Annotated in this window: 22 protein-coding genes; 16 read left to right on the plus strand and 6 right to left on the minus strand. The window is 72.4% G+C overall.

Annotated features, from left to right (window positions below; translation table 11 throughout):
- Nucleotides 1-66: 66 nt before the first annotated feature.
- A complete protein-coding gene (locus tag AB0L33_RS02990) occupies nt 67-1,041 on the plus strand; it encodes a hypothetical protein (RefSeq protein WP_365677327.1) in 975 nt (324 codons plus the stop codon).
- A 21-nt stretch (nt 1,042-1,062) separates the two neighbouring features.
- Here AB0L33_RS02990 and AB0L33_RS02995 read toward each other — a convergent pair whose 3' ends face one another.
- Nucleotides 1,063-2,205 (minus strand): NADH-quinone oxidoreductase subunit D, encoded by a 1,143-nt coding sequence (locus AB0L33_RS02995; RefSeq protein WP_365677328.1) that lies wholly within the window; start codon nt 2,203-2,205, stop codon nt 1,063-1,065.
- Nucleotides 2,206-2,261: 56 nt separating this feature from the next.
- Nucleotides 2,262-3,296, minus strand: coding sequence for an SAM-dependent methyltransferase (locus AB0L33_RS03000; RefSeq protein WP_365677329.1), 1,035 nt, complete (start codon nt 3,294-3,296; stop codon nt 2,262-2,264).
- Nucleotides 3,297-3,390: 94 nt separating this feature from the next.
- Here AB0L33_RS03000 and AB0L33_RS03005 point away from each other — a divergent pair, with 94 nt between their 5' ends.
- Both AB0L33_RS03005 and AB0L33_RS03010 read left to right on the plus strand, forming a co-directional pair.
- On the plus strand, nt 3,391-4,608 hold the full coding sequence (locus AB0L33_RS03005; RefSeq protein WP_365677330.1) for a histidine kinase: 1,218 nt from the start codon (nt 3,391-3,393) through the stop codon (nt 4,606-4,608).
- 25 nt (nt 4,609-4,633) lie between these two features.
- Nucleotides 4,634-5,308 (plus strand): response regulator transcription factor, encoded by a 675-nt coding sequence (locus AB0L33_RS03010; RefSeq protein ID WP_365677331.1) that lies wholly within the window; start codon nt 4,634-4,636, stop codon nt 5,306-5,308.
- A gap of 12 nt (nt 5,309-5,320) precedes the next feature.
- On the opposite strand, the gene AB0L33_RS03015 is transcribed toward AB0L33_RS03010, so the two are convergent.
- Nucleotides 5,321-6,439: a DUF5937 family protein gene (locus AB0L33_RS03015; protein WP_365677332.1), complete on the minus strand. Its 1,119-nt coding sequence runs from the start codon at nt 6,437-6,439 to the stop codon at nt 5,321-5,323.
- Nucleotides 6,440-6,537: 98 nt separating this feature from the next.
- Complete coding sequence (locus tag AB0L33_RS03020) at nt 6,538-7,728, minus strand: beta-eliminating lyase-related protein (RefSeq protein ID WP_365677333.1); 1,191 nt, start codon at nt 7,726-7,728, stop codon at nt 6,538-6,540.
- A gap of 167 nt (nt 7,729-7,895) precedes the next feature.
- Between AB0L33_RS03020 and AB0L33_RS03025 the strand changes: the two genes are divergently transcribed.
- The 10 genes from AB0L33_RS03025 (at nt 7,896) to AB0L33_RS03070 (ending at nt 16,179) form a co-directional block, all read left to right on the plus strand.
- Nucleotides 7,896-8,879: a DUF2520 domain-containing protein gene (locus tag AB0L33_RS03025; RefSeq protein WP_365677334.1), complete on the plus strand. Its 984-nt coding sequence runs from the start codon at nt 7,896-7,898 to the stop codon at nt 8,877-8,879.
- The gene (panC, locus tag AB0L33_RS03030; protein WP_365677335.1) at nt 8,876-9,889 is read left to right on the plus strand and encodes a pantoate--beta-alanine ligase; all 1,014 of its coding nucleotides are present in this window, start codon (nt 8,876-8,878) and stop codon (nt 9,887-9,889) included. The genes AB0L33_RS03025 and panC overlap by 4 nt, the downstream gene beginning before the upstream one ends.
- A complete protein-coding gene (locus tag AB0L33_RS03035) occupies nt 9,886-11,616 on the plus strand; it encodes an L-aspartate oxidase (RefSeq protein WP_365677336.1) in 1,731 nt (576 codons plus the stop codon). Before panC ends, AB0L33_RS03035 begins: the two co-directional genes overlap by 4 nt.
- 2 nt (nt 11,617-11,618) lie before the next feature.
- A complete protein-coding gene (gene nadC, locus AB0L33_RS03040; RefSeq protein ID WP_365677337.1) occupies nt 11,619-12,650 on the plus strand; it encodes a carboxylating nicotinate-nucleotide diphosphorylase in 1,032 nt (343 codons plus the stop codon).
- Nucleotides 12,650-13,447 (plus strand): type III pantothenate kinase, encoded by a 798-nt coding sequence (locus tag AB0L33_RS03045; RefSeq protein WP_018102267.1) that lies wholly within the window; start codon nt 12,650-12,652, stop codon nt 13,445-13,447. Before nadC ends, AB0L33_RS03045 begins: the two co-directional genes overlap by 1 nt.
- A gap of 300 nt (nt 13,448-13,747) precedes the next feature.
- Nucleotides 13,748-14,320, plus strand: a complete 573-nt coding sequence (locus AB0L33_RS03050) for a hypothetical protein (protein WP_365677388.1) — start codon at nt 13,748-13,750, stop codon at nt 14,318-14,320.
- A gap of 47 nt (nt 14,321-14,367) precedes the next feature.
- On the plus strand, nt 14,368-14,547 hold the full coding sequence (locus AB0L33_RS03055; RefSeq protein WP_018102269.1) for a hypothetical protein: 180 nt from the start codon (nt 14,368-14,370) through the stop codon (nt 14,545-14,547).
- Nucleotides 14,548-14,667: 120 nt separating this feature from the next.
- Nucleotides 14,668-15,120 carry a BlaI/MecI/CopY family transcriptional regulator gene (locus AB0L33_RS03060; protein ID WP_365677338.1) on the plus strand — a complete coding sequence of 151 codons (453 nt, stop codon included), beginning with the start codon at nt 14,668-14,670 and terminating at the stop codon, nt 15,118-15,120.
- 9 nt (nt 15,121-15,129) lie between these two features.
- Nucleotides 15,130-15,687 (plus strand): amino-acid N-acetyltransferase, encoded by a 558-nt coding sequence (locus AB0L33_RS03065; protein WP_365677340.1) that lies wholly within the window; start codon nt 15,130-15,132, stop codon nt 15,685-15,687.
- A gap of 156 nt (nt 15,688-15,843) precedes the next feature.
- On the plus strand, nt 15,844-16,179 hold the full coding sequence (locus AB0L33_RS03070) for an Lsr2 family protein (protein ID WP_018102272.1): 336 nt from the start codon (nt 15,844-15,846) through the stop codon (nt 16,177-16,179).
- On the opposite strand, the gene AB0L33_RS03075 is transcribed toward AB0L33_RS03070, so the two are convergent.
- Entirely contained in the window at nt 16,158-16,778 is a 621-nt protein-coding gene (locus AB0L33_RS03075) for an SCO3374 family protein (RefSeq protein ID WP_365677341.1), read from the minus strand. The two genes, AB0L33_RS03070 and AB0L33_RS03075, sit on opposite strands and share 22 nt — an antisense overlap.
- Nucleotides 16,779-17,219: 441 nt before the next feature.
- Here AB0L33_RS03075 and AB0L33_RS03080 point away from each other — a divergent pair, with 441 nt between their 5' ends.
- The 3 genes from AB0L33_RS03080 (at nt 17,220) to AB0L33_RS03090 (ending at nt 22,370) form a co-directional block, all read left to right on the plus strand.
- Nucleotides 17,220-19,745, plus strand: coding sequence for an ATP-dependent Clp protease ATP-binding subunit (locus tag AB0L33_RS03080; protein WP_073966320.1), 2,526 nt, complete (start codon nt 17,220-17,222; stop codon nt 19,743-19,745).
- Between the two features lie 258 nt (nt 19,746-20,003).
- Nucleotides 20,004-21,230 carry a PQQ-binding-like beta-propeller repeat protein gene (locus tag AB0L33_RS03085; protein ID WP_365677342.1) on the plus strand — a complete coding sequence of 409 codons (1,227 nt, stop codon included), beginning with the start codon at nt 20,004-20,006 and terminating at the stop codon, nt 21,228-21,230.
- Nucleotides 21,231-21,644: 414 nt separating this feature from the next.
- Nucleotides 21,645-22,370 carry a M23 family metallopeptidase gene (locus AB0L33_RS03090; protein WP_365677343.1) on the plus strand — a complete coding sequence of 242 codons (726 nt, stop codon included), beginning with the start codon at nt 21,645-21,647 and terminating at the stop codon, nt 22,368-22,370.
- Nucleotides 22,371-22,416: 46 nt separating this feature from the next.
- On the opposite strand, the gene AB0L33_RS03095 is transcribed toward AB0L33_RS03090, so the two are convergent.
- The gene (locus AB0L33_RS03095) at nt 22,417-23,001 is read right to left on the minus strand and encodes a TetR/AcrR family transcriptional regulator (RefSeq protein WP_365677344.1); all 585 of its coding nucleotides are present in this window, start codon (nt 22,999-23,001) and stop codon (nt 22,417-22,419) included.
- Nucleotides 23,002-23,015 lie beyond the last annotated feature (14 nt).

A 23,015-nucleotide genomic window follows, 5' to 3' on the forward strand; every position in this document is an offset into this window, starting at 1 on the left:
AACTTGCCGGGCACAGATTGCCGGGCGGCTCCCCAAGTACGCCGCGCACACGGTAAATTTCGGGCCATGCCCCGTGGACGCCATCGCCATTCGCCGCCACTGCACAGAATCCTTCCGCCCTCGGCCGTCGCCGGAGCGTCGGTGGCCTGTGCGGCGGGAGCCTGGCTGCTGACCGAACCTCTGGTCCTGCGCGCGCTGGTCGCGGCCGCGGCGGCGGCCGCCGTCACCGGCGCCGTCCTCATGCGCGGCTGGGACCGCGAGGCGGGCCGTCGCGTCGCCGAGCTGACGCGGGCCCGTGCGAGCGACGAGTGGCGCGCCGAAGAGCGCGCGGCGGAGCTCGAGGCGGATCTGGAGGAGGCGCGGGAGATCCGCGCCCGCCTGGAGACGAAGCTGCGCCGCAAGCGCGTCGAGCTGGCCGGGCTCCGGGGCGAACACGCCGCCCTGCTGCGGCGCTACGCCAACGCGGAGACCGAGCGCGCCAGCGTCCTGGAGAGCCGGCGGCAGCTCGCGATCGAGGCGTCCGCGCCCGCCCGCGCCCTGCCCCCCGCCCGTTCGACCCCCACCCCCGAGTCCTACGCCCGGGCCGCCCGCGCGCTGGCCGACCTGCCGCGCAACGCGGCGCTCCAGAAGGCCCGCCGGATCGCCGACGAGGCGCAGCGGGCCCGGACGGAGCGCGCCCGGGAGGAACAGCAGCCGCGGGCCGCCCTGCCCGCCACCCGGCCCGCCGCCCAGCCGCCCGCGCCCCGCCCGGTGCCGGCCGCCAGCGCGGTCGTCCCGTACGCGGTGCCCCGCCGTCACCCGGTGCCGCGGGGCAGCTTCGACTTCTTCGGCACGCAGAAGGCCGTGCCCGCCGCCGCCGAACGCGCCGCCATCGAGTCCGTGCAGAACGAGGACCTGGCCGACGTGGTGGGCGAGGAGGTCCTGGCGGCGCACCGCCCGGACGCGCCTGAGGACCGCGCCGTCGGCGAGGTCATCGACCTCACCGCGCACGACGAGACGGAGCAGCTGGACGTCGCGGAGCTGCGCAGCGCCATCTCGTAACGCGGCGGCGCCCGTCGGCGGCTACTTGTCGATGTCGCCGACGACGAAGAAGAGCGAGCCCAGGATCGCGACCATGTCGGCGACCAGCGTGCCCGGCAGCAGTTCGGTGAGCGCCTGGATGTTGTTGAACGACGCCGAGCGCAGCTTCAGCCGGTACGGCGTCTTCTCGCCCTTGGACACCAGGTAGTAGCCGTTGACGCCGAGCGGATTCTCGGTCCAGGCGTACGTGTGGCCCTCGGGGGCCTTGAGGACCTTCGGCAGCCGCTGGTTGACGGGCCCCGGCGCGAGGTCCGCCATCCGGTCCAGGCAGGCGTCGGCGAGATCCAGGGAGTTGTGCGTCTGCTCCAGCAGGCATTCGAACCGGGCCAGGCAGTCGCCCTCGGTCCGGGTGACGACCTTCAGCGTCTCGGCCAGCTCCCCGTACGCGAGATACGGCTCGTCGCGCCGCAGGTCGAAGTCGACGCCCGAGGCGCGGGCGATCGGCCCGGACACCCCGTACGCGTGCACCGCGTCGGCCGACAGCACGCCGACGTCCCGGGTGCGTCCCCGGAAGATCTCGTTGCCGAGGACCAGTTCGTCGTACACGTCCATCCGCGAGCGGACCGAGGCGACGGCGTCCCGGACGCGGCCGAGCCAGCCCGCCGGCAGGTCCTCCTTGAGGCCGCCGACCCGGTTGAACATGTAGTGCATACGGCCGCCGGAGATCTCCTCCATCACCGCCTGCAGCTCCTCGCGCTCCCGGAACGCGTGGAACACCGGGGTGATCCCGCCGAGCTCCAGCGGGTACGAGCCGAGGAACATCAGGTGGTTGAGGACCCGGTTCAGCTCGGCGAGCAGGGTGCGGGTCCAGACGGCGCGCTCGGGGACCTCCATGCCGAGCATCCGCTCGACCGCCATCACGACGCCCAGCTCGTTCGAGAAGGCGGAGAGCCAGTCGTGGCGGTTGGCGAGCATGATGATCTGGCGGTAGTCGCGGGCCTCGAACAGCTTCTCCGCGCCGCGGTGCATGTAGCCGACGACCGGTTCGGCGTGCTGGACGCGCTCGCCGTCCAGGACGATGCGGAGGCGGAGCACGCCGTGGGTGGAGGGGTGCTGGGGCCCGATGTTGAGCACCATGTCGGTGCTTTCGGCTGCGCCGCCGATGCCGATGGTCGTCTCCGTCATGGGGCGATTATTGCGTGCCGCGCCGTTGCTCGGGGCTCTGCCCCGGACCCCGCTCCTCAATCGCCGGAGGGGCTGGATTGTGCGGCGGGGCGGGATTGCGCGGCAGGGCTGGATGGTGTGGCGGGGGAGATCGCGTGTTCCAGCCAGCCGAAGTCGCCCAGGCCGCCCCTTGCCGTCAGTTCCGCCGCCTCGCCCGCCGTGGACAGGGCGCGGACGTACGCCGTCGGGTCCGTGGACGCCAGGGCCAGGGGCGGGCGCCCGCCCGTGATGCCCAGGGCGGACAGGGCCTCGCGTTGGGTGCGTACGGTCGCGCCCGGGACCGCCGCCGCGCACGCGTCCAGCGCCACGTGGGCCGTCAGGTCGCAGCTCCCGTCCGGCACGGGCCGGACCTCGCGGCCCGCGCGGAAGCCGGTGAGCGTGCCGAAGGGCGGACGTTCCCCGCGTACGTGGGCGTAGTCCACCGCCACCGCGAGGCCGGCGGACAGCGTGGACACCGCCGCCGCCCACGCCTCGTCGCGCGGGCGGCCGATCTCCGCCCGGCTGCCCGGGCCCGCCGACGGCCACCAGCGGCGCAGCCACTCCGCGTCCGCCCCGGTCACCGGAGCGCCCAGTCGCTCCGCGCCGTCGGCGGTGCGGACCTCGACGTACCGTTCGACGCCCTCGGCGTCCGTCTCCGCGACGGGGAGCGGCACGTTGTCCAGCCACTCGTTGGCGAAGAGCAGCCCGCGCGTCCCGGGCGGCGGCTCGGCGCACCACTCCACGCGGGGGTCCAGGCCCTCGGGGCGGCCGGCGAGCTCCACCGCGTACGCACGCACCGCGAGGCCCGCCCCGCCCTCGGCGGGCAGCGCGGCGAGGACGCCGGTGACGAGTTCCCCGCGCCCGGCGCCCAGGTCGACCAGGTCCACCCGCGCGGTGCCGAGGTCCGCCGCGGTGCGCACAAGGAGCCGGGCGACGGCGGCGGCGAAGAGGGAAGACGCGTGCACAGAGGTACGGAAGTGACCCGCGGGGCCCTCGGGGCGCCGGTAGAAACCCCCGTCACCGTAGAGAGCGGTCTCCGCCGCCTCCTGCCACCCACGCCACTCATCCGTCACGGGCCCAGTCTCCACCTTGGGGAGTATGGTCCGGGGACCCGGATCGACCCTTCGGCTGACCCGGCAGCCCTCGGCCTTCTTTACGCTGGGTTACGTGCAGCGCCTCTACGATTTCATCCGCAGACACCCGACGGGCGTCGACAGCTTCTGGGCTGTCTTCCTCCTCGGGCTCTCCGGCATGACCATCGTGGTGGGCGACGTCGGGCACGGCGGGCGTCTCGAACGGGTCGCGGTCGTGCCGGTCGTCCTCGGTCTCTGCCTCGTCGTCGCGCTGCGCCGCCGCGCGCCGGAGAAGATGCTGCTGCTCGCCATCGCGATGGGCGTCGTCCAGCTGATCTGCGGGGTCCGGCCGACCGTCGCGAACTTCGCGATGCTCGTCATCACCTTCACCGTGGCGACCGTCGGTGAGCGCTGGGCCTCCCGGCTCGCCCTGGCGTGCAGCCTGACCGCGGCCACGCTGTCCCAGCTCCGCTGGCCGAACGAGGAGGGCACGCCGCGCAACTGGGCGCAGACGCTGTTCGTCGTCGCCGTGCTGACGGTGCCCTTCGTGCTGGCCTGGGTGCTCGGTGACTCGATGCGGACCCGGCGGGCCTACTTCGACCAGCTGGAGGAGCGGGCGGCCCGCCTGGAGCGGGAGCGCGAGGCCCAGTCGAAGGTCGCGGTGGCCGCCGAGCGGGCCCGGATCGCCCGCGAACTGCACGATGTCGTCGCGCACAACGTCTCCGTGATGGTGGTGCAGGCCGACGGCGCCGCCTACGTCATGGACGCGGCTCCCGACCAGGCACGGCAGGCCCTGGAGACCATCTCCGGCACCGGCCGCCAGGCGCTCGCGGAGATGCGGCGGCTGCTCGGGGTGCTGCGGACGGGCGATGCGCAGGAGAGCGGGGAGTACGTCCCGCAGCCCGACGTCGAGCAGATCGAGGAGCTGATCGAACAGGTCCGCAAGGCCGGCCTCGCGGTGGACTTCAAGGTCGAGGGGACCGCCCGTCCGCTGCCCAGCGGCGTCGAGCTGACCGCGTACCGCATCGTGCAGGAGGCCCTGACCAACACCCGCAAGCACGGCGGCCCGCACGCCGGGGCCAGTGTGCGACTGGTCTACTTCGACGACGGGCTCGGCCTGCTCGTCGAGGACGACGGGCGGGGCGCCGCGCACGAGCTGTACGAGGACGGGGGCGCCGACGGCGCCGGCCACGGCATGATCGGCATGCGGGAGCGGGTCGGCATGGTCGGCGGCACACTGGACGCCGGGCCGCGCCCCGGCGGAGGATTCCGGATCAGCGCGCTGCTGCCGCTCAAGGCCGCCGACCGCTGAACGAACGAGGAGAGAACAGGCCCCCATGGCGATCCGCGTGATGCTCGTCGACGACCAGGTGCTGCTGCGCACCGGCTTCCGGATGGTGCTCGCCGCCCAGCCCGACATGGAGGTGGTCGCCGAGGCCGGGGACGGCGCGGAGGCGATCGACATCCTGCGCGCCACCGCCGTGGACGTGGTGCTGATGGACGTCCGCATGCCGAAGCTGGACGGCGTCGAGGCCACCCGCCGCATCTGCGCGCAGCCCGACCCGCCGAAGGTGCTGATCCTGACCACGTTCGACCTGGACGAGTACGCGTTCTCCGGGCTGAAGGCCGGGGCCAGCGGCTTCATGCTGAAGGACGTCCCGCCGGGCGAATTGCTCGCCGCGATCCGCTCCGTGCACAGCGGGGACGCCGTCGTCGCCCCGTCCACCACCCGCCGGCTGCTCGACCGGTTCTCGCCGATGCTGCCCAGCGGCACCCAAGAGCCGCAGCACAAGGACATCGCCAAGCTCACCGAACGCGAGCGCGAGGTGATGCTGCTCGTCGCCCAGGGCCTGTCGAACGGCGAGATCGCGGGCCGCCTGGTGCTCTCCGAGGCGACGGTGAAGACGCACGTCGGCCGCATCCTGACCAAGCTGTCCCTGCGCGACCGGGTGCAGGTCGTGGTGCTCGCGTACGAGACGGGGCTGGTCCGCGCCGGCGGCGGCGCGGGCTGAGGGGGACGGGCCTCAGCGCAGGATTCCCTCCAGGAAGTCGCTGCCGAGCCGGGCCACCACGGTCAGGTCCAGCTGGTGCAGGACGTACCGGCCCCGCCGCCGGGTCGTGACCAGACCGGCCTTCTTGAGCACCGCCAGATGGCGGGACACCTCGGGCGGGGTGATTCCGTTCGTGTCGGCGAGTTCACCGGTGGTGTACGGGGAACGCGCGATGTTCCGGCACAGCCGCATCCGCATCGGGTGCGCCAGCGCCTCCATCCGCAGCTGGAGCAGCTCCACCGAGGCGGGCGTGGGCAGTTCGGGCCGGTGCACCGGGTAGTGGATGACCGGTCGCCAGCCCGGGGCGTGCAGCACCATCAGATGCGGCCAGCCGAAGCTGGTCGGGATCAGCGTGAGCCCGGGGCCGACGGCGGGGTCCGTCGCGTCGGTCGCCCCCTCGGCCAGCTTGTCGACGCTGATCCGGCCGCCGTCCGCGTCGAGCGAGAGCGCGGGCGAGACCGCCCGTATCGCCTCGGCGACCCCCTTGCGCCGCAGCAGGTCCGTCTTGTGCCGGGCGTCCGCCACCAGCTGGACGCGCGTCCGCTCCCAGGTGTCCGCGAAGAACGCCTGGTCGCAGTCCTCGAACAGGCGGCGCAGCCAGCGGCGCACGGGAGCGGGGTCGGCCAGCAGCCGCTTGGTGAACTCGACCTGGCGCGGGCCGCGCGCCGCCGCCATGTCCAGCGCCCGGGCGCGCGCCCCCGCGTTGCGCAGCGGGGAGGCCGCGCCGGTCCCGTAGAACGTGGCGCAGGTGAACTCCAGGGCGGCCGAGACGAACCGGTCGTCGTCGAGACGGTCCAGGATGTCCAGGTCGGCGGCGAGGCTGTCGCCCGTCGCGCCGTCGCCCCCGACGACCCCCGCGAACGGCATGAAGATGTCCGAGAAGGTGTTCCGCCACAGGAACTCCGCCTCGTGCAGCCGGTCGGCGAGATCGGGCTCCAGGGCCGTGGCGGTGGCCGTCGCCCAGCCGTGCAGGCCCGGGTGGTGTCCCGGCTCGGCGAGGGCGTGCAGGGCGACGCCCAGCTCCACGAGCGGGGAGGTCCGGAAGACGATGCGGTCGGGGCCGAGCCCCGCGATGCCGATGGTGACGCTCACCGGTCCATGGTGCCGGGTCGGTGTGACAGCCGGGACGCGGATTGACGGCGGGCGTCAATCCGCGTCCGTCACCGGAGCCGTCCGGGGGACGGACTGCCTCAGCTCTTCCCCTCCACCCGCTCCAGAAACGCCGCCACCGCGTCCCGTACGTCGTCCGCCCCCCACTCCAGCCCGGCCTCCGTCACCGTGACCTCCGTGAACGCGACCCCCGGCGCCCCCGCGTCCGGCGTGAACCAGCGGCGGAAGAGCACCGTGCCCGTCTCCTCCGCCTGCCGCACCGACGCCTCCGTCAGCACGTCCGCGTCGTACGGCAGCCACACCTGGAACTGGTGCGTGTGCGGCACCTCCGGATGGACCCGGAACCAGCCCGCGCCGGCCGCCTGGAAGCCCTCGGCCAGCGCCCCGGCGACCACCTTCGCGTGCGCCGCGTACGCCGGCAGCCTCGGCAGCTCCCGGTCGAGCCCCGCCAGGGCCGCCACCGCCGCCGGGAACTGCTGGAAGAGCTGCCCGCCGTACCGGTGCCGCCAGAGGCGGGCCTCCTCGACCAGCGAGGCGGAACCGGCGAGCACGGCCCCGGAGATCCCGCCCAGGGACTTGTAGAACGACACGTACACGCTGTCCGCGAGCGCGGCGATCTCCGGTAGCCCGCGCCCGAAGTGCGTCGCGCACTCCCACAGCCGGGCCCCGTCGAAGTGGACGACGGCGTCCCGTTCCCGGGCGGCGGCCACCACGGCCTCCAGCTCCTCCCAGGTGGGCAGCACGAAACCGGCGTCCCGCAGCGGCAGCTCCAGCATCAGCGTGCCGAACGGCTCCGGGACGTCGCGGACCTCGTCGGCGGTCGGCAGCCTCGGAGCGGTCGTCGGGTGGACCGTGCGCAGCCCGCTCACCGCCCCCAGGGCGCCGTTCTCGTGCACCTCCGGGTGGGCGAGCGGGTGCAGGGCGACGACGGGGTTGCCGGTCCGGGCGGCCCAGCAGCGCAGCGCGACCTGCTGGGCCATCGTCCCGGTCGGGAAGAACACGGCGGCCTCCGTGCCGAGCAGCCCGGCGACCCGCTGCTCCAGCTCCGCGACGACCCCGTCCCCGTAGATGTCCGCCTGGAGTCCCGGGTCGGTGACCGTCGCGGCGTCCGCGGTCAGGGCGGCCAGCTGCTCGCCGAGCGTGCGGTCCTGCGGAGGACGGGACAGCGCCCGCCCGGCCCCCCGCCACGCGGTGAGCCTGCGCAACCGCCGCTCCTCCTCGCTCTCCGGCTTCGCCGTCTCGTCCGTCACCTGCGTGTTCATGTCTGCCATGGGACGATCATCACGCAGAACACCGGACCTGCCCACCGCGTTTCCGGGGCCCGCCCGGAGCGGTATCCACAGGCTGTGGACAATCCCGGAGGGCGGGGCGGCCGCTGGCGTAGCATGCAAGGGAATCGTCCGGTACCCCCCGCGGACTGGAACGGAAGGCCCGCAGTGTGAACGCAACAGCTCCCAAGGACCCGCTCGACGCCAGGGACCGCCCCGCACGGCTCACCGTCGGCGTGGTGGGCGCGGGCCGTGTCGGCCCAGCCCTGGCCGCGTCCCTCGCCCTCGCCGGGCACCGCCCGGTCGCCGTCTCCGGGGTCTCCGACGCCTCGCGGCGGCGCGCCGCCGACCTCCTCCCCGACGTCCCCCTCGTGACGCCCGCCGACGTCCTCGCGCGCGCCGAACTCGTCCTGCTCACCGTCCCCGACGACGCCCTCCCCGGACTGGTCGAGGGACTGGCCGAGACCGGAGCCGTCCGCCCCGGACAGCTCCTCGTCCACACCTCCGGGCGGTACGGGACGAAGGTGCTGGACCCCGCGCGCCGGGCCGGCGCCCTGCCGCTCGCGCTGCACCCCGCGATGACGTTCACCGGCAGCTCCGTGGACGTCCAGCGGCTGGCCGGCTGCTCCTTCGGCGTCACCGCGCCCGACGAGCTGCGGCTCGCCGCGGAGGCGCTGGTCATCGAGATGGGCGGCGAGCCGGAATGGATCGCCGAGGAGTCCCGCCCGCTCTACCACGCGGCCCTCGCCCTCGGCGCGAACCACCTGGTCACCCTGGTCGCCCAGTCGATGGAGCTGCTGCGCATCGCCGGGGTCACCGCCCCCGACCGGATGCTCGGCCCGCTGCTCGGCGCCGCCCTGGACAACGCCCTGCGCTCCGGCGACGCGGCGCTCACCGGCCCGGTCGCGCGCGGCGACGCCGGCACGGTCACCGCGCACCTCGGCGAACTGCGCGCCCACGCCCCCCAGACCGTCGCCGGTTATGTGGCGATGGCCCGCGCCACGGCGGACCGCGCCCTCGCCCACGGCCTGCTCAAGCCGGAGCTGGCCGAGGACCTGCTCGACGCCCTGGCCGACGGCGGGTCCGGCCCGTCGCGGCCCGGCGGCCCGGACACCCCGGGCGCCACCGGCACCGGACCGGAGGAGTCCCGATGACCACCACGTCCACCGCCCCGGTCCTGCTCGACACGGCCGCCGAACTGCACGCGTACGCCCCCGAGGGGCGGCGGGCCGTCGTCATGACGATGGGCGCCCTGCACGAGGGCCACGCCTCGCTCATCCGCGCCGCCCGCGCCCACGCGGGCCCCGCCGGGCAGGTCGTCGTCACCGTCTTCGTCAACCCGCTCCAGTTCGGCGAGGCCGCCGACCTCGACCGCTACCCGCGCACCCTCGAGGCCGACCTCGCGGTGGCCGGAGCGGCCGGCGCCGACGTCGTCTTCGCGCCGTCCGTGGACGAGGTCTACCCGGGCGGCGAGCCGCAGGTCCGGATCTCGGCGGGCCCGATGGGCGAGCGCCTGGAGGGGGCCTCGCGCCCCGGCCACTTCGACGGCATGCTCACCGTCGTCGCCAAGCTGCTCCACCTCACCCGGCCCGACACCGCGTTCTTCGGGCAGAAGGACGCCCAGCAGCTCGCCCTGATCCGGCGCATGGTGCGGGACCTGAACTTCCCGGTGGAGATCACCGGCGTCGAGACGGTCCGGGAGCCGGACGGCCTCGCGCTGTCCAGCCGCAACCGCTTCCTCGACGCGCACGAGCGCCGCACCGCGCTCGCCCTGTCCCGGGCCCTGTTCGCGGCCCGCGACCGGCTCGCCGCCCAGGCCGCCCTGCACGCCCGCGCGCAGGCCACCGGCGCCACCGAGGACCGGGCCGCCGGGCTCAACCGGCTCGGCGAGGCCCGGCTCGCGGCCGACGCCCAGGCGGTGGCCCGGGCCCGCCCGGACGCCGGACCCGCCGCCGTGCGCGCCGCCGCCCGCACGGTCCTGGAGGAGGCGGAGGCCGCGAGCCCGCCGCTCGCCCTGGACTACGTGGCGCTCGTGGACCCGGCCGACTTCACCGAGATCCCCGACGACCACGCGGCCGGTGAGGCGATCCTCGCCGTCGCCGCCCGGGTCGGCGCCACCCGCCTCATCGACAACATCCCCCTCACCTTCGGAGCGACCCCGTGACCGGAATACGGCTGACAGCCCCCGCACCGGGCTGGTCCATCGACGCCGACGTGGTGGTCGTCGGCTCCGGCGTCGCCGGGCTCACCACCGCCCTGCGCTGCGCCGCCGCGGGGCTCGCCACGGTCGTGGTGACCAAGGCCCGCCTGGACGCGGGCTCCACCCGCTGGGCGCAGGGCGGCATCGCCGCGGCCCTCGGCGAGGGCGACACCCCCGGACAGCACCTGGACGACACCCTGGTCGCCGGGGTCGGCCTCTGCGACGAGTCCGCGGTGCGCGCCCTGGTCACGGACGGCCCCGGCGCGGTGCGCCGGCTGATGGAGACCGGCGCCCGCTTCGACACCGCCGAGGACGGCTCCGTCGCCCTCACCCGCGAGGGCGGCCACCACCGCCGCCGCATCGTCCACGCGGGCGGCGACGCGACCGGCGCCGAGGTCTCCCGCGCCCTGGTGGAGGCGGTGCGCGCGGCCGCCCTGCACACCATCGAGAACGCCCTCGTGCTCGACCTACTCACCGACGCCGAGGGCCGCACCGCCGGGGTCACCCTGCACGTCATGGGCGAGGGCCAGCACGACGGCGTCGGCGCGGTCAACGCCCCGGCCGTGGTCCTGGCCACCGGCGGCATGGGCCAGGTCTTCTCCGCCACCACCAACCCCTCGGTCTCCACCGCCGACGGCGTGGCGCTCGCGCTGCGGGCCGGCGCGGAGGTCTCGGACCTGGAGTTCGTCCAGTTCCACCCCACCGTCCTCTTCCTCGGCGCCGGCTCCGAGGGCCAGCAGCCGCTGGTCTCCGAAGCGGTACGGGGCGAGGGCGCCCACCTGGTCGACGCCTCCGGTACGCGCTTCATGGTCGGGCAGCACGAGCTGGCGGAGCTGGCCCCGCGCGACATCGTCGCCAAGGGCATCACGCGCCAGATGCAGCTCAAGGGCACCGACCACATGTACCTCGACGGCCGCCACTTCGGCGCCGAGATGTGGGAGAACCGCTTCCCGACCATCCTGGCCGCCTGCCGGTCCCACGGCATCGACCCGGTCACCGAGCCCATTCCCATCGCGCCCGCCGCGCACTACGCCTCCGGCGGCGTTCGCACCGACCTGCGGGGCCGTACGACCGTCCCCGGCCTGTACGCCTGCGGCGAGGTCGCCTGCACCGGGGTGCACGGCGCGAACCGGCTGGCGTCCAACTCGCTGCTCGAAGGACTCGTCTTCGCCGAGCGCATCGCCGCCGACATCGTCGCCGACCGCCCCCGCGCGGGCGAGGCCGTCGGCCCCGTCGGGACCCCCGTCCCGCTCCTGGCCCCCGAGACCCGGCTCGCCGTCCAGCGCACCATGACCCGGGGCGCCGGAGTGCTGCGCTCCGCCGAGAGCCTGGCCACTGCCGCCGGGGAGCTGGAGGAGCTGCGGCCCGGCGCCCACGGGACCGGGGCGGCCGAGGCGAAGCCCGCGGTGCCCGGCGTCGAGGCGTGGGAGGCCACCAACCTGCTGCTCGTCGCCCGGGTCCTGGTCGCCGCCGCCCGCGCCCGCGAGGAGACCCGCGGCTGCCACTGGCGCGAGGACCGGCCCGAGCGCGACGACGCCGAGTGGCGCCGCCACCTCGTCGTACGGCTCGGCCCGGACGGAGGTCTCGTCCTCCGTCGGACGGATACCGAGGCGTTCGGGCCCGTGGACGCGTCCGGGGCACCAGACTGCGCAGCGACGAGCACCACCCACCCCACCCCCGAGGAGCCGTAACCGTGAGCACGCCCGAAGAGAATCCGCGCCCCACTCCCGTGGACGTACCGCTGATCCGGGTCGGTGCGCCCGCCCCCGCCGCGGGCGGCTGCGGGGACGGCTGCGGCTGCGGCGGCGACGAGGAGTTCGAGGAGTGCGGGCTCGACCCCGCGCTCGCCCAGCTCCTCGTCGAATCCGGCCTGGACCCGGTCCAGGTCGAGGACATCGCGCACCTCGCCATCGCCGAGGACCTGGACGGCGGGGTGGACGTCACGACCGTCGCCACCGTCGCCGAGGACGCCATGGCCACCGGCGACTTCACCGCCCGCGAGGCCGGGGTGGTGGCCGGGCTGCGCGTGGCGGAGGCGGTCCTGTCGATCGTCTGCACCTCCGAGTTCGAGGTCGAGCGGCACGTCGAGGACGGCGACCGCGTCGCCCCCGGCCAGAAGCTGCTGACGGTCACCACCCGCACCCGCGACCTCCTCACCGGCGAGCGCAGCGCCCTCAACCTGCTCTGCCGGCTCTCCGGCATCGCCACCGCCACCCGCGCCTGGGCCGACGTGCTGGAGGGCACCAAGGCCGCGGTCCGGGACACCCGCAAGACGACGCCGGGGCTGCGCGCCCTGGAGAAGTACGCGGTGCGCTGCGGCGGCGGCGTCAACCACCGGTTCTCGCTGTCCGACGCCGCGCTCGTCAAGGACAACCACGTCATCGCGGCGGGCGGGGTCGCCGAGGCGTTCAAGCGGGTCAGGGAGGAGTTCCCGGAGCTGGCGATCGAGGTCGAGGTCGACACGATGGACCAGGTCGCCGAGGTCCTGGAGGCGGGCGCCGACCTGATCCTGCTGGACAACTTCACCCCGGCCGAGACCGCCGAGGCGGTCGCCCTGACCGGCGGGCGCGCCTTCCTGGAGTCCTCCGGCCGGCTCACCCTCGACTCGGCCCGCGCCTACGCGGAGGCCGGGGTCGACTACCTGGCCGTGGGCGCGCTGACCCACTCCTCGCCGATCCTGGACATCGGCCTGGACTTCCGCGACACCGACGGGGCCGACGCCTGATGCTGCTCACCATCGACGTCGGGAACACCCACACCGTCCTCGGCCTCTTCGACGGCGAGGAGATCGTCGAGCACTGGCGGATCTCCACGGACGCCCGCCGCACCGCCGACGAGCTCGCCGTGCTGCTCCAGGGCCTCATGGGCATGCACCCGCTGCTCGGCATGGAGCTGGGCGACGGCATCGAGGGCATCGCGATCTGCTCCACCGTCCCGGCCGTGCTGCACGAACTGCGCGAGGTGACCCGCCGCTACTACGGCGACGTCCCCGCCGTGCTCGTGGAGCCCGGCATCAAGACCGGGGTGCCGATCCTGATGGACAACCCGAAGGAGGTCGGCGCGGACCGCATCATCAACGCGGTCGCCGCCGTCGACCTGTACGGCGGTCCGGCGATCGTGGTCGACTTCGGCACGGCCACCACCTTCGACGCGGTGTCGGCCCGGGGCGAGTACACCGGCGGTGTCATCGCGCCCGGCATCGAGATCTCCGTCGAGGCGCTGGGCGTCAAGGGCGCCCAGCTCCGCAAGATCGAGCTGGCCCGGCCGCGCAGCGTCATCGGCAAGAACACCGTCGAGGCCATGCAGGCGGGCATCATCTACGGCTTCGCGGGCCAGGTCGACGGGGTCGTGGAGCGGATGAAGAAGGAGCTGGCGGCCGACCCGGACGACGTCACCGTCATCGCGACGGGCGGCCTCGCTCCCATGGTGCTGGGCGAGTCCTCCGTCATCGACGAGCACGAGCCCTGGCTGACGCTCATCGGGCTCCGCCTGGTGTACGAGCGCAACGTGTCGCGGCTGTAGGGGGTCCTGCCGCTCAGGGCCGGGTCCGCGGTGCCCGGCACGGCCGCTCGCAGGGTTGCCGAAACATCCGACCGGCTCCGCCATTGGGATGCCCCGGCGCCTTGCGACGCACCGCTCCGGACGCCGCGGCCCGTCCGGCCCTGAGCGGCAGGACACCCCCTGGCGTAGGGCCCCTGACCGGCGGCTCCGCGGGCGACGACGCTCCGGGGCCGCCGCGCCACCGACGACCAGTTAAGCCGATTTTGTCCCTTTAGCACGTATTGTCGCGTCATGCCCACGCCCTACGGATCACGCGGCGGTATGGCCTTCAGCGCGGACGAGCTGCGAGTGCTCCGACGCGCCCTCGCCTTCGCGCTGCACCCCGCGCCCCTGCCCGACGAGGATGTCCAGGACTGCCTGCGGCTGGCGGGCAGCGTGGACGAGGCCGTCTCCGAGGCCGGACGGCTGCGCGCCTTCCTCCTCGCCGACCTCGTCCGCTACCGCGACGCCCTTCCCGGCTCCCTCACCGGCTATCTGGAGCTGCTCCAGGACGCCCTGGCCGCCGGATACGACCCGCTCCCCGAGGACCTGGCCGCGCTGCGCGCCCTGCGCGGCGGCCCGGTCGCCGCGGCCCTCCTGGAGCGCTGCCAGATGATCGCGGAGCGCTCGGTGCGGGCCAGGCTCGCCGGACGCGCCGTGCCCGCGACCGCCCCGGCGCCCCGCAGCAGGCTGCTCGCCCTGCCCGGCGGGCGCGCCGCCGAGCCGGACGAACCGAAGGCGCCGCCGGCCCCGGCCCGCCCCGTACCGCCGTCCGAGCGCCCGGCCCCGAAGCCCTCCGAGGTCTTCCCGCCGCGCCGCCCCGCACCCCACCCGCCGCAGCGCCGCGCGGGGTAGGGCGGGCCTCTCCGGGGACGGGAAGGCGGCTCGCTACTCTGGAGGGCATGGACTACGTATCCGCGCTCGTGCCCCCCGTGGTGATGGCCGCCTTCTTCATCGGCCTGGTCGTGACGATCGTCAAGAGCCAGGGCGGCCCCAACAAGGCCAAGGAGGACGCGGCCGTGGACGCGGCGATCAGCCGCGCCGAGTCGGTTCAGCAGACCCCGCGCACCGAAGGGGCCTGACCCCTCGGGGCGCGCCCGGCGCTCCCGTATACGAAAGGGCGTACGACTCCCGAGGAGTCGTACGCCCTTTTGCTGTGTGAATAGCTACGCATTCCAGACATCTGGCACTAAGGTGACGCTGTGCCCCGTCAATTGGGAGAGCTTGAAGACGCCGTGATGACACGGGTCTGGGAATGGAACCGTCCGGTCACTGTGCGGGAAGTCCTGGAGGACCTTCAGCAGGAGCGGTCCATCGCCTACACCACCGTCATGACGGTAATGGACAATCTCCATCAGAAGGGCTGGGTCCGCCGCGAAGTGGAGGGCCGCGCATATCGATATACGGCCGTCTCCACCCGTGCCGCATACGCCGCCGCCCTGATGAACGAAGCCTGGTCGCTCAGCGACAACCCGGCGGCCGCGCTCGTCGCGTTCTTCGGGATGATGTCGGCCGAGCAGCGCGAGGCACTGCGCGACGCGATGCGGATCGTTCTGCCGGCTCTTCCCGAGGACGGCGCGGCTCCGGCGGACGGAGCCGGGGATGCCGAAGCCGGTGAAGCGGCCGATGACGCGGAGCCGGAGACCGGGCGATAGCGTCTGCGTATGTCCTCAGAGCTTCCGCAAACCGATTCCCAGACCGAACCGTCGGTTATAAACGTGGCCATCACCGTCCGGCGCGCACGGACGAGCGATGTGCCCGCCGTCCGCCGTCTCCTCGACGGCTACGTGCGGGAAGGCATCCTCCTCGACAAAGCCACGGTGACGCTTTACGAGGACATCCAGGAGTTCTGGATCGCCGAACGCGACGAGGACGCCGCGGTCGTCGGCTGCGGCGCGCTGCACGTCATGTGGGAAGACCTCGCCGAAGTCCGTACGCTCGCCGTCGACCACGGCCTCAAGGGCGCCGGAGTGGGCCACCAGGTCCTCGACAAGCTGCTGCGGACCGCCCGATGGCTGGGCGTCCGCCGGGTTTTCTGTCTCACCTTCGAAGTCGACTTCTTCGCGAAGCACGGCTTCGTGGAGATCGGGGAGACGCCCGTCGACGGAGATGTCTACAGCGAGCTGCTGCGTTCCTATGACGAGGGAGTCGCGGAGTTCCTGGGTCTCGAACGAGTGAAGCCGAACACCTTGGGCAACAGCCGGATGCTTCTGCACCTGTGACCGCGCGAAGAGCCGGAACAGGGCGGCGCGCCCCTATGTCCGAATCGCGCATGTTTCCCGTCTCCTTGAGCTGCTGAACCTCTCCCGGGGGTTTGTGTTTTCCGGGGAAAAGCGGTTTCCTTTCCGCGTACTCCATTTTCGATGAAAGGAAATCCGGTGGCACAGAAGGTTCAGGTCCTTCTTGTTGACGACCTCGACGGTGGCGAGGCGGACGAGACGGTGACGTTCGCGCTGGATGGCAAGACGTACGAGATCGACCTCACCACCAGCAACGCGGACAAGCTGCGTTCCCTTCTCGAGCCCTACGCGAAGAACGGCCGGCGCACCGGTGGCCGTGCGGCGTCGGGACGTGGCAAGGGCCGCGCCGTCTCCGGTGGCAACAAGGACACCGCCGAGATCCGTAAGTGGGCCCGCGAGAACGGCCACAATGTGAATGACCGCGGCCGTGTCCCCGCCGAGATCCGCGAGGCCTACGAGAAGGCCAACGGCTGAGTCACGGGCTCTTCGTGGAACAAGCCCGCCCGGGCGCGCGCCAGTCGGGCCCGGTGGCATTCCGTCGCCACGGCGTCCACGAGCCGGACGAGGTCGGGGGCGTCACCACGCCTGCTCCCGAAGCCGGAGAAGGCCGGGAGAACCGGCGCTTCGTCCTGTTCCCGTGACGGCCAGGGGGGCCGCAGCCAGGAGGCGGCCCCCGGCTCCACCGGACGCCCCGGCGGCGGCGGTGCGGTGATCCGCCCGCCCGCGCCCAGACCGGTCAGCGAGAGCGCGACCCCGCCCCACTCCAGCCAGTCGAGCAGCCCCGGCAGCTCCTCCGCGCTCCCCGGTGCCACCAGCAGGCTCATCCGCAGCCCCATGAGCGCCACCGGCCCGGTCGGGCCCACCCGCCGCAGCGCCGCGTGTCCGGCCACGGCGGGGACGACGAGCACGTCGAACCGCAGCCCGGTCAGCAGCCGCACCGGAGCACCGCCCGCCGTGGCCCAGCCCAACTCCCGCTCGTACCACCCGGCCCAGCCGTCGCACGGCTCGCCCCGGGCATCACCGCCCCGCTCGACGGAGGGCGGGACGCGGGGCGGCGGGACGGTGAGGGTCATGACGGAACAACCCCCGACCGGCCCCCCAGGTTACGTAGTGCGTACGCGCGAACGCGTAGGGTGTCCGGGTTGGGGGCGTACGGGCGCATTCAGGAGTACGAAGATGTTCGCCCGTAGCGGAGGGAACCCGCGTACGCCGCATGGACTGTCTGTAATTGCGGGTAAGACATCCCTAGTGGGGAGGGGCGACACGCAAGCCATGCATGTCTCACGTTCGCCATCGGCGTACTGGCGACTGGGGTATTGGCCTGGCCTGCGGGAACATCGTCTCGCACCATCGGGTTGGAGCAGTTGTCGGCGTTCGGGGCGGGCGATCCCCCGGGAAGCAGGGCCGGGTGTCGGCAGTTGAAATGAGCGGTCCCCGCTTGCGGGACTAAGCTGCGGAAGGACAGGGAGGGGACCGACCCCTTACTGCCTGACCGCTCTGAGGAGCGATTAACGATGTTCGAGAGGTTCACCGACCGCGCGCGGCGGGTTGTCGTCCTGGCTCAGGAAGAAGCCCGGATGCTCAACCACAACTACATCGGCACCGAGCACATCCTCCTGGGCCTGATCCACGAGGGTGAGGGTGTCGCCGCTAAGGCCCTGGAGAGCCTCGGGATTTCGCTCGAGGCGGTCCGCCAGCAGGTGGAGGAGATCATCGGCCAGGGCCAGCAGGCCCCGTCCGGCCACATCCCCTTCACGCCCCGGGCCAAGAAGGTCCTGGAGCTGTCGCTCCGCGAGGCCCTCCAGCTCGGCCACAACTACATCGGCACGGAGCACATCCTGCTCGGCCTGATCCGCGAGGGCGAGGGCGTCGCCGCCCAGGTCCTCGTGAAGCTCGGCGCCGACCTGAACCGGGTGCGCCAGCAGGTCATCCAGCTGCTGTCCGGGTACTCCGGCGGCAAGGAGGCGGCCACCGCGGGCGGCCCCGCGGAGGGCACCCCCTCCACGTCGCTGGTGCTCGACCAGTTCGGCCGCAACCTCACGCAGGCCGCTCGCGAATCCAAGCTCGACCCGGTCATCGGGCGCGAGAAGGAGATCGAGCGGGTCATGCAGGTGCTCTCCCGCCGTACGAAGAACAACCCGGTGCTCATCGGCGAGCCCGGCGTCGGCAAGACGGCGGTGGTCGAGGGCCTGGCCCAGGCCATCGTCAAGGGCGAGGTGCCCGAGACCCTTAAGGACAAGCACCTCTACACCCTCGACCTCGGCGCCCTGGTCGCCGGCTCCCGCTACCGCGGTGACTTCGAGGAGCGCCTGAAGAAGGTCCTCAAGGAGATCCGCACCCGCGGCGACATCATCCTGTTCATCGACGAGCTCCACACCCTGGTGGGTGCGGGCGCCGCCGAGGGAGCGATCGACGCCGCGAGCATCCTCAAGCCCATGCTGGCGCGAGGCGAGCTGCAGACCATCGGTGCGACCACCCTGGACGAGTACCGCAAGCACCTGGAGAAGGACGCCGCGCTGGAGCGCCGCTTCCAGCCGATCCAGGTCGCGGAGCCGTCGCTGCCGCACACCATCGAGATCCTCAAGGGCCTGCGCGACCGTTACGAGGCCCACCACCGCGTGTCCATCACGGACGAGGCGCTGGTCCAGGCCGCGACGCTGGCCGACCGGTACATCTCGGACCGCTTCCTGCCGGACAAGGCGATCGACCTGATCGACGAGGCCGGCTCCCGGATGCGCATCCGCCGGATGACCGCGCCGCCGGACCTCCGCGAGTTCGACGAGAAGATCGCGGGCGTGCGCCGCGACAAGGAGTCGGCGATCGACTCCCAGGACTTCGAGAAGGCGGCCTCCCTCCGCGACAAGGAGAAGCAGCTGCTGGCGGCGAAGGCCAAGCGCGAGAAGGAGTGGAAGGCCGGCGACATGGACGTCGTGGCCGAGGTCGACGGCGAGCTCATCGCCGAGGTCCTCGCCACCGCCACCGGCATCCCGGTCTTCAAGCTGACCGAGGAGGAGTCCTCCCGGCTGCTGCGCATGGAGGACGAGCTCCACAAGCGCGTCATCGGGCAGAAGGACGCCATCAAGGCGCTCTCGCAGGCGATCCGCCGTACGCGGGCCGGTCTGAAGGACCCGAAGCGCCCCGGTGGCTCGTTCATCTTCGCCGGTCCGTCCGGTGTCGGTAAGACCGAGCTGTCCAAGACGCTCGCCGAGTTCCTGTTCGGCGACGAGGACGCGCTGATCTCCCTCGACATGTCGGAGTTCAGCGAGAAGCACACGGTCTCGCGTCTCTTCGGTTCGCCCCCCGGCTACGTGGGCTACGAGGAGGGCGGCCAGCTCACCGAGAAGGTGCGCCGCAAGCCGTTCTCCGTCGTCCTCTTCGACGAGGTCGAGAAGGCCCACCCCGACATCTTCAACTCCCTGCTCCAGATCCTGGAGGACGGTCGCCTGACCGACTCCCAGGGCCGGGTCGTGGACTTCAAGAACACGGTCATCATCATGACGACCAACCTCGGGACCCGGGACATCTCCAAGGGCTTCAACCTGGGCTTCGCCGCCCAGGGCGACGTCAAGACGAACTACGAGCGGATGAAGGTCAAGGTCAACGAAGAGCTCAAGCAGCACTTCCGGCCCGAGTTCCTCAACCGTGTCGATGACACCGTCGTCTTCCACCAGCTCAGCCAGGAAGACATCATCGAGATCGTCGACCTGATGATCGCGAAGGTGGACGAGCGGCTCAAGGACCGTGACATGGGCATCGAGCTCAGCACGGACGCCAAGAAGCTGCTCGCCAAGAAGGGCTACGACCCCGTGATGGGCGCCCGGCCGCTGCGCCGGACGATCCAGCGCGAGATCGAGGACGTCCTCTCGGAGAAGATCCTCTTCGGCGAGCTGCGCCCCGGCCACATCGTGGTCGTCGGCAGCGAGGGCGAGGGCGACGACGAGAAGTTCACCTTCCGCGGCGAGGAGAAGTCGGCGCTGCCCGACGTCCCGCCGATCGAGCAGGCGGCGGGCGGCGGCCCGAACATGACGAAGGAAGCGTGACAGGCGCCTGCTGCCTCTCCCGGCAGTAGCGTCCGAGGGGCGGCCCCGACCGGTTTCGACCGGCCGGGGCCGCCCCTTTTGGCGTCGCGGACACGGTGACAGCGGCGTCACAGGAACGTTCCGGTCGCGTTCGCTACGCGCGTGGACCGAAAACCCCTCGTTAATCTGGCCCCGCCTCGGGCGATCGGCCCGGGTGAGGCTTCTCGATTGCGAACGAGGGGCCGGAATCGCGCAACGAAAGAGGGGGACGGGCACGCCATGGGCAGAGGCGATGTGTCGCGCAGGCGGATGATCAGGCTGGCCGGAGCCGGGGCGGGACTGGCCCTGCTGGGCGCCGGAGCCGCGGCCTGCGGCCCGGTCGAGGAGCCGGTCGAGGGCGGCGGCGCCGGTTCGCCGAAGCCGGGGGAGTCCGGGAAGCCCGGGGGCGACGTCTCCGAGCCGGGCGGGAAGCCGAAGCCGGCCTGGCAGCACGCCACCACGTACGACGGGCTGGCCTGGATATCCGCGGTCGCCGTGGTCGACGACGTGGTGCTGGTCTCCGGTGACCCGCTGGTGGCCCGCGACCTGTCCACCGGCAAGGAGCTCTGGTCGCGCGCCGAGGTGACCACCCCGGGCGCGAGCATGCTGATCGGCGGCGGGACGCTCTATCTGGCCAGCGCCCGCTACGACGGAAACGTCATCGGCCTCGACCCCAGGACGGGCAAGGACACCTGGCGCAGCCGGCTGGGCGACAAGGAGTACTCCCAGCCCCGGGTCATCGCCGCCGACACCGACCACGTCTACGTCGTCGCCGGAATCCTGGACAAGAACTTCCGCACCCCCGACAACGTGATCGCCGCCATCGACACCTCCTCGGGCAAGGTCGTCTGGCGCGAGCAGCGCGATCACGGCACCGAGTCGAACGGCCTCACCGCGCGGGTCTCCGGCAAGCGCCTCGTCTACACGGACTTCCGCGAGAACCTCACGGTCCGCGACACCGCGACCGGCCACCAGGTCTGGACGAAGAAGATCGGCCGCACCAGCAACCGCGGCTTCGAGGTCCACGAGGGCCTGGTCATCATCGCGACGGGCGACCGGCTGCGCGCCTTCGACCTGGAGACGGGCGCCGAGCGCTGGTCCTTCGCGACCGAGAAGTACAGCCGCTTCAACGACCCGGCCGTTCTGGACGGGGTCCTCTACGTCTCGGACAACGCCCACGCCCTGTGGGCGGTCGATCCGGCGACCGGCAAGCGGCACTGGCACAACCCGGAGAGCTTGGAGATCGCGGCCTCCTGGCAGTTCGCCAAGGTGGGCGGCGTCCTCTACGGGGCCACCCAGTTCGACAAGAACGGCGGCATCCACGCCTTCGCCCCGGCCGACGGCAAGCTCCTCTGGACGTACAACGACGGCTCCGGCGACATCGACCGCTGGTACCTGGCCTCGGGCGGCAGGCAGCTGGTCGCGCTGCACGCCAAGAAGGTGACCGGGCTGCCCGTCGGGCAGTGAGCGGCACCGTGCCGAAGGTCCCGAAACGGACGGCCTTCGGTCCCACCGCCGGTGACAAGGCGCACAGGCCATTCGGGGCCTACTAGCCGCCTTAGGAGCAACGGGCCCGATCCGTCGGGGGCCTTTCGGCCCTGCGGCGGTCGGGCCCTCGGCGTGCGCGGGGTCGTATGCCCACACAGAGGGCGTTTGTCCGGTTAGGGCGGTTTGGAACTGGTCTTAAACCTGTTCCGGGGAGGACTTTCGAGGGGCTTCCGGAGGGGGCCGGGAACGGGCCCGCCGGGCGAATTCCCGGGGTGCTTTCTACGGCTTTTGATCGTAGATGGGGTGTTTGAGCACCGGCCGGGGTGCGGGTTACCAAGGTATGGCCAGCCCGGCACACCGCCGGGTCCAGTCATCTCCGGAGGATTTCCGCTTATGTCGAAGCGCGTTACGTTCCAGTCCCGCCGCCCGTCCGTGTCCCGTATACGTGGCGCCGTGGTGGCAGCCGGTCTGGGGACGTCGATGGTTCTCGGTGCGGGTGCTGCGTTCGCGGCCGGCACTGCGGACGCCCCCCAGGCCCCGGCCCTGGTCTCCTCGGCCACCGCCGACTCGGTCGCCAAGCAGGCGGTCGCGCAGGACAAGGCCGCGGCCAAGCACGCGGCCGAGAAGAAGGCCGACGCGGCGAAGAAGAAGGAAGCCGCGAAGAAGAAGGCCGCCGCCAAGAAGAAGGCCATCGCGAAGCTTCCGTGGGAGACCCCGGTCGAGCACTACGAGCTGAGCGCCAGCTTCGGCAACGACGGCAGCCGCTGGGCCCACAAGCACTCCGGCCAGGACTTCGCCGTGCCGATCGGCACCAAGGTCGAGGCCGCCCACAGCGGCACGATCGTGAAGGCCGGCCCGAACGGCGGCGGCGACGGCCCCGCGTACGGCAACGCCATCGTGATCTCGCACGGCAACGGCACGTACTCGCAGTACGCGCACCTGTCCAAGATCGACGTGCATATCGGCCAGCACGTGAAGAAGGGCGAGAAGATCGCCCTGTCCGGCAACACCGGCAACTCCAGCGGCCCGCACCTGCACTTCGAGATCCGGACCACCCCGAACTACGGTTCGGCGGTCAACCCGGTCAACTTCCTGCACAAGCACGGCATCAACGTCTGATCCGGCCCGTGCACCGCGGCCCCCCGGCCCCCGCCTTCGAGCGGGGTCACCGGGGGGTTTCCGCGTCGTGGGCCCGGGTGACCAGCTCGACGGCGACTTCGAGGGTGGCCTTGCGCTTCTCCTCGGGGTCGCCTTCGACGTCCTGCAGGGCGAGCATCCCGGCGTGCAGGGTGATGAGTGCGCTGAAGCACCGCACCTGGTCGGTGAGCGGCGCGCCCGGTTCCTTGATCAGGTCCACCAGGCCCAGGACCCGGTTCTTGATGGTCCTGCCGATGCTCAGGTCCCGTACGGTCGCCTGGTTCTCCTGCATGAAGCGGAAGAGTGGGGCCGCCTGGGCCAGCGCGTCGTTGTAGCGGCGGAGGATCTCCGTCTTCGTCTCCAGGGTGCGCGGCTGCGTCTCGCCCCAGGCGATCAGCTCCTCCACCGGCTTGTTCAGGTCCTCGAAGATGCTGACGAGGATGTCTTCCTTGGTCTTGAAGTGGTAGTAGAGCGCCGCCTTGGTGACGTCCAGCTTCTCGGCGATCTCCCGGAGCGAGGTCTTCTCGTACCCCTGCTCGGCGAAGAGCTCCAGGGCGACGTCCTGGATGCGCTGGCGAGTGTTGCCCCGGCGCGGCTGCGGCGTGCTGCCCATGGTGCTCTCCCAAA

The organism is Streptomyces sp. NPDC052299 (assembly GCF_040679335.1).
In the GTDB taxonomy this organism is placed as follows: domain Bacteria; phylum Actinomycetota; class Actinomycetes; order Streptomycetales; family Streptomycetaceae; genus Streptomyces.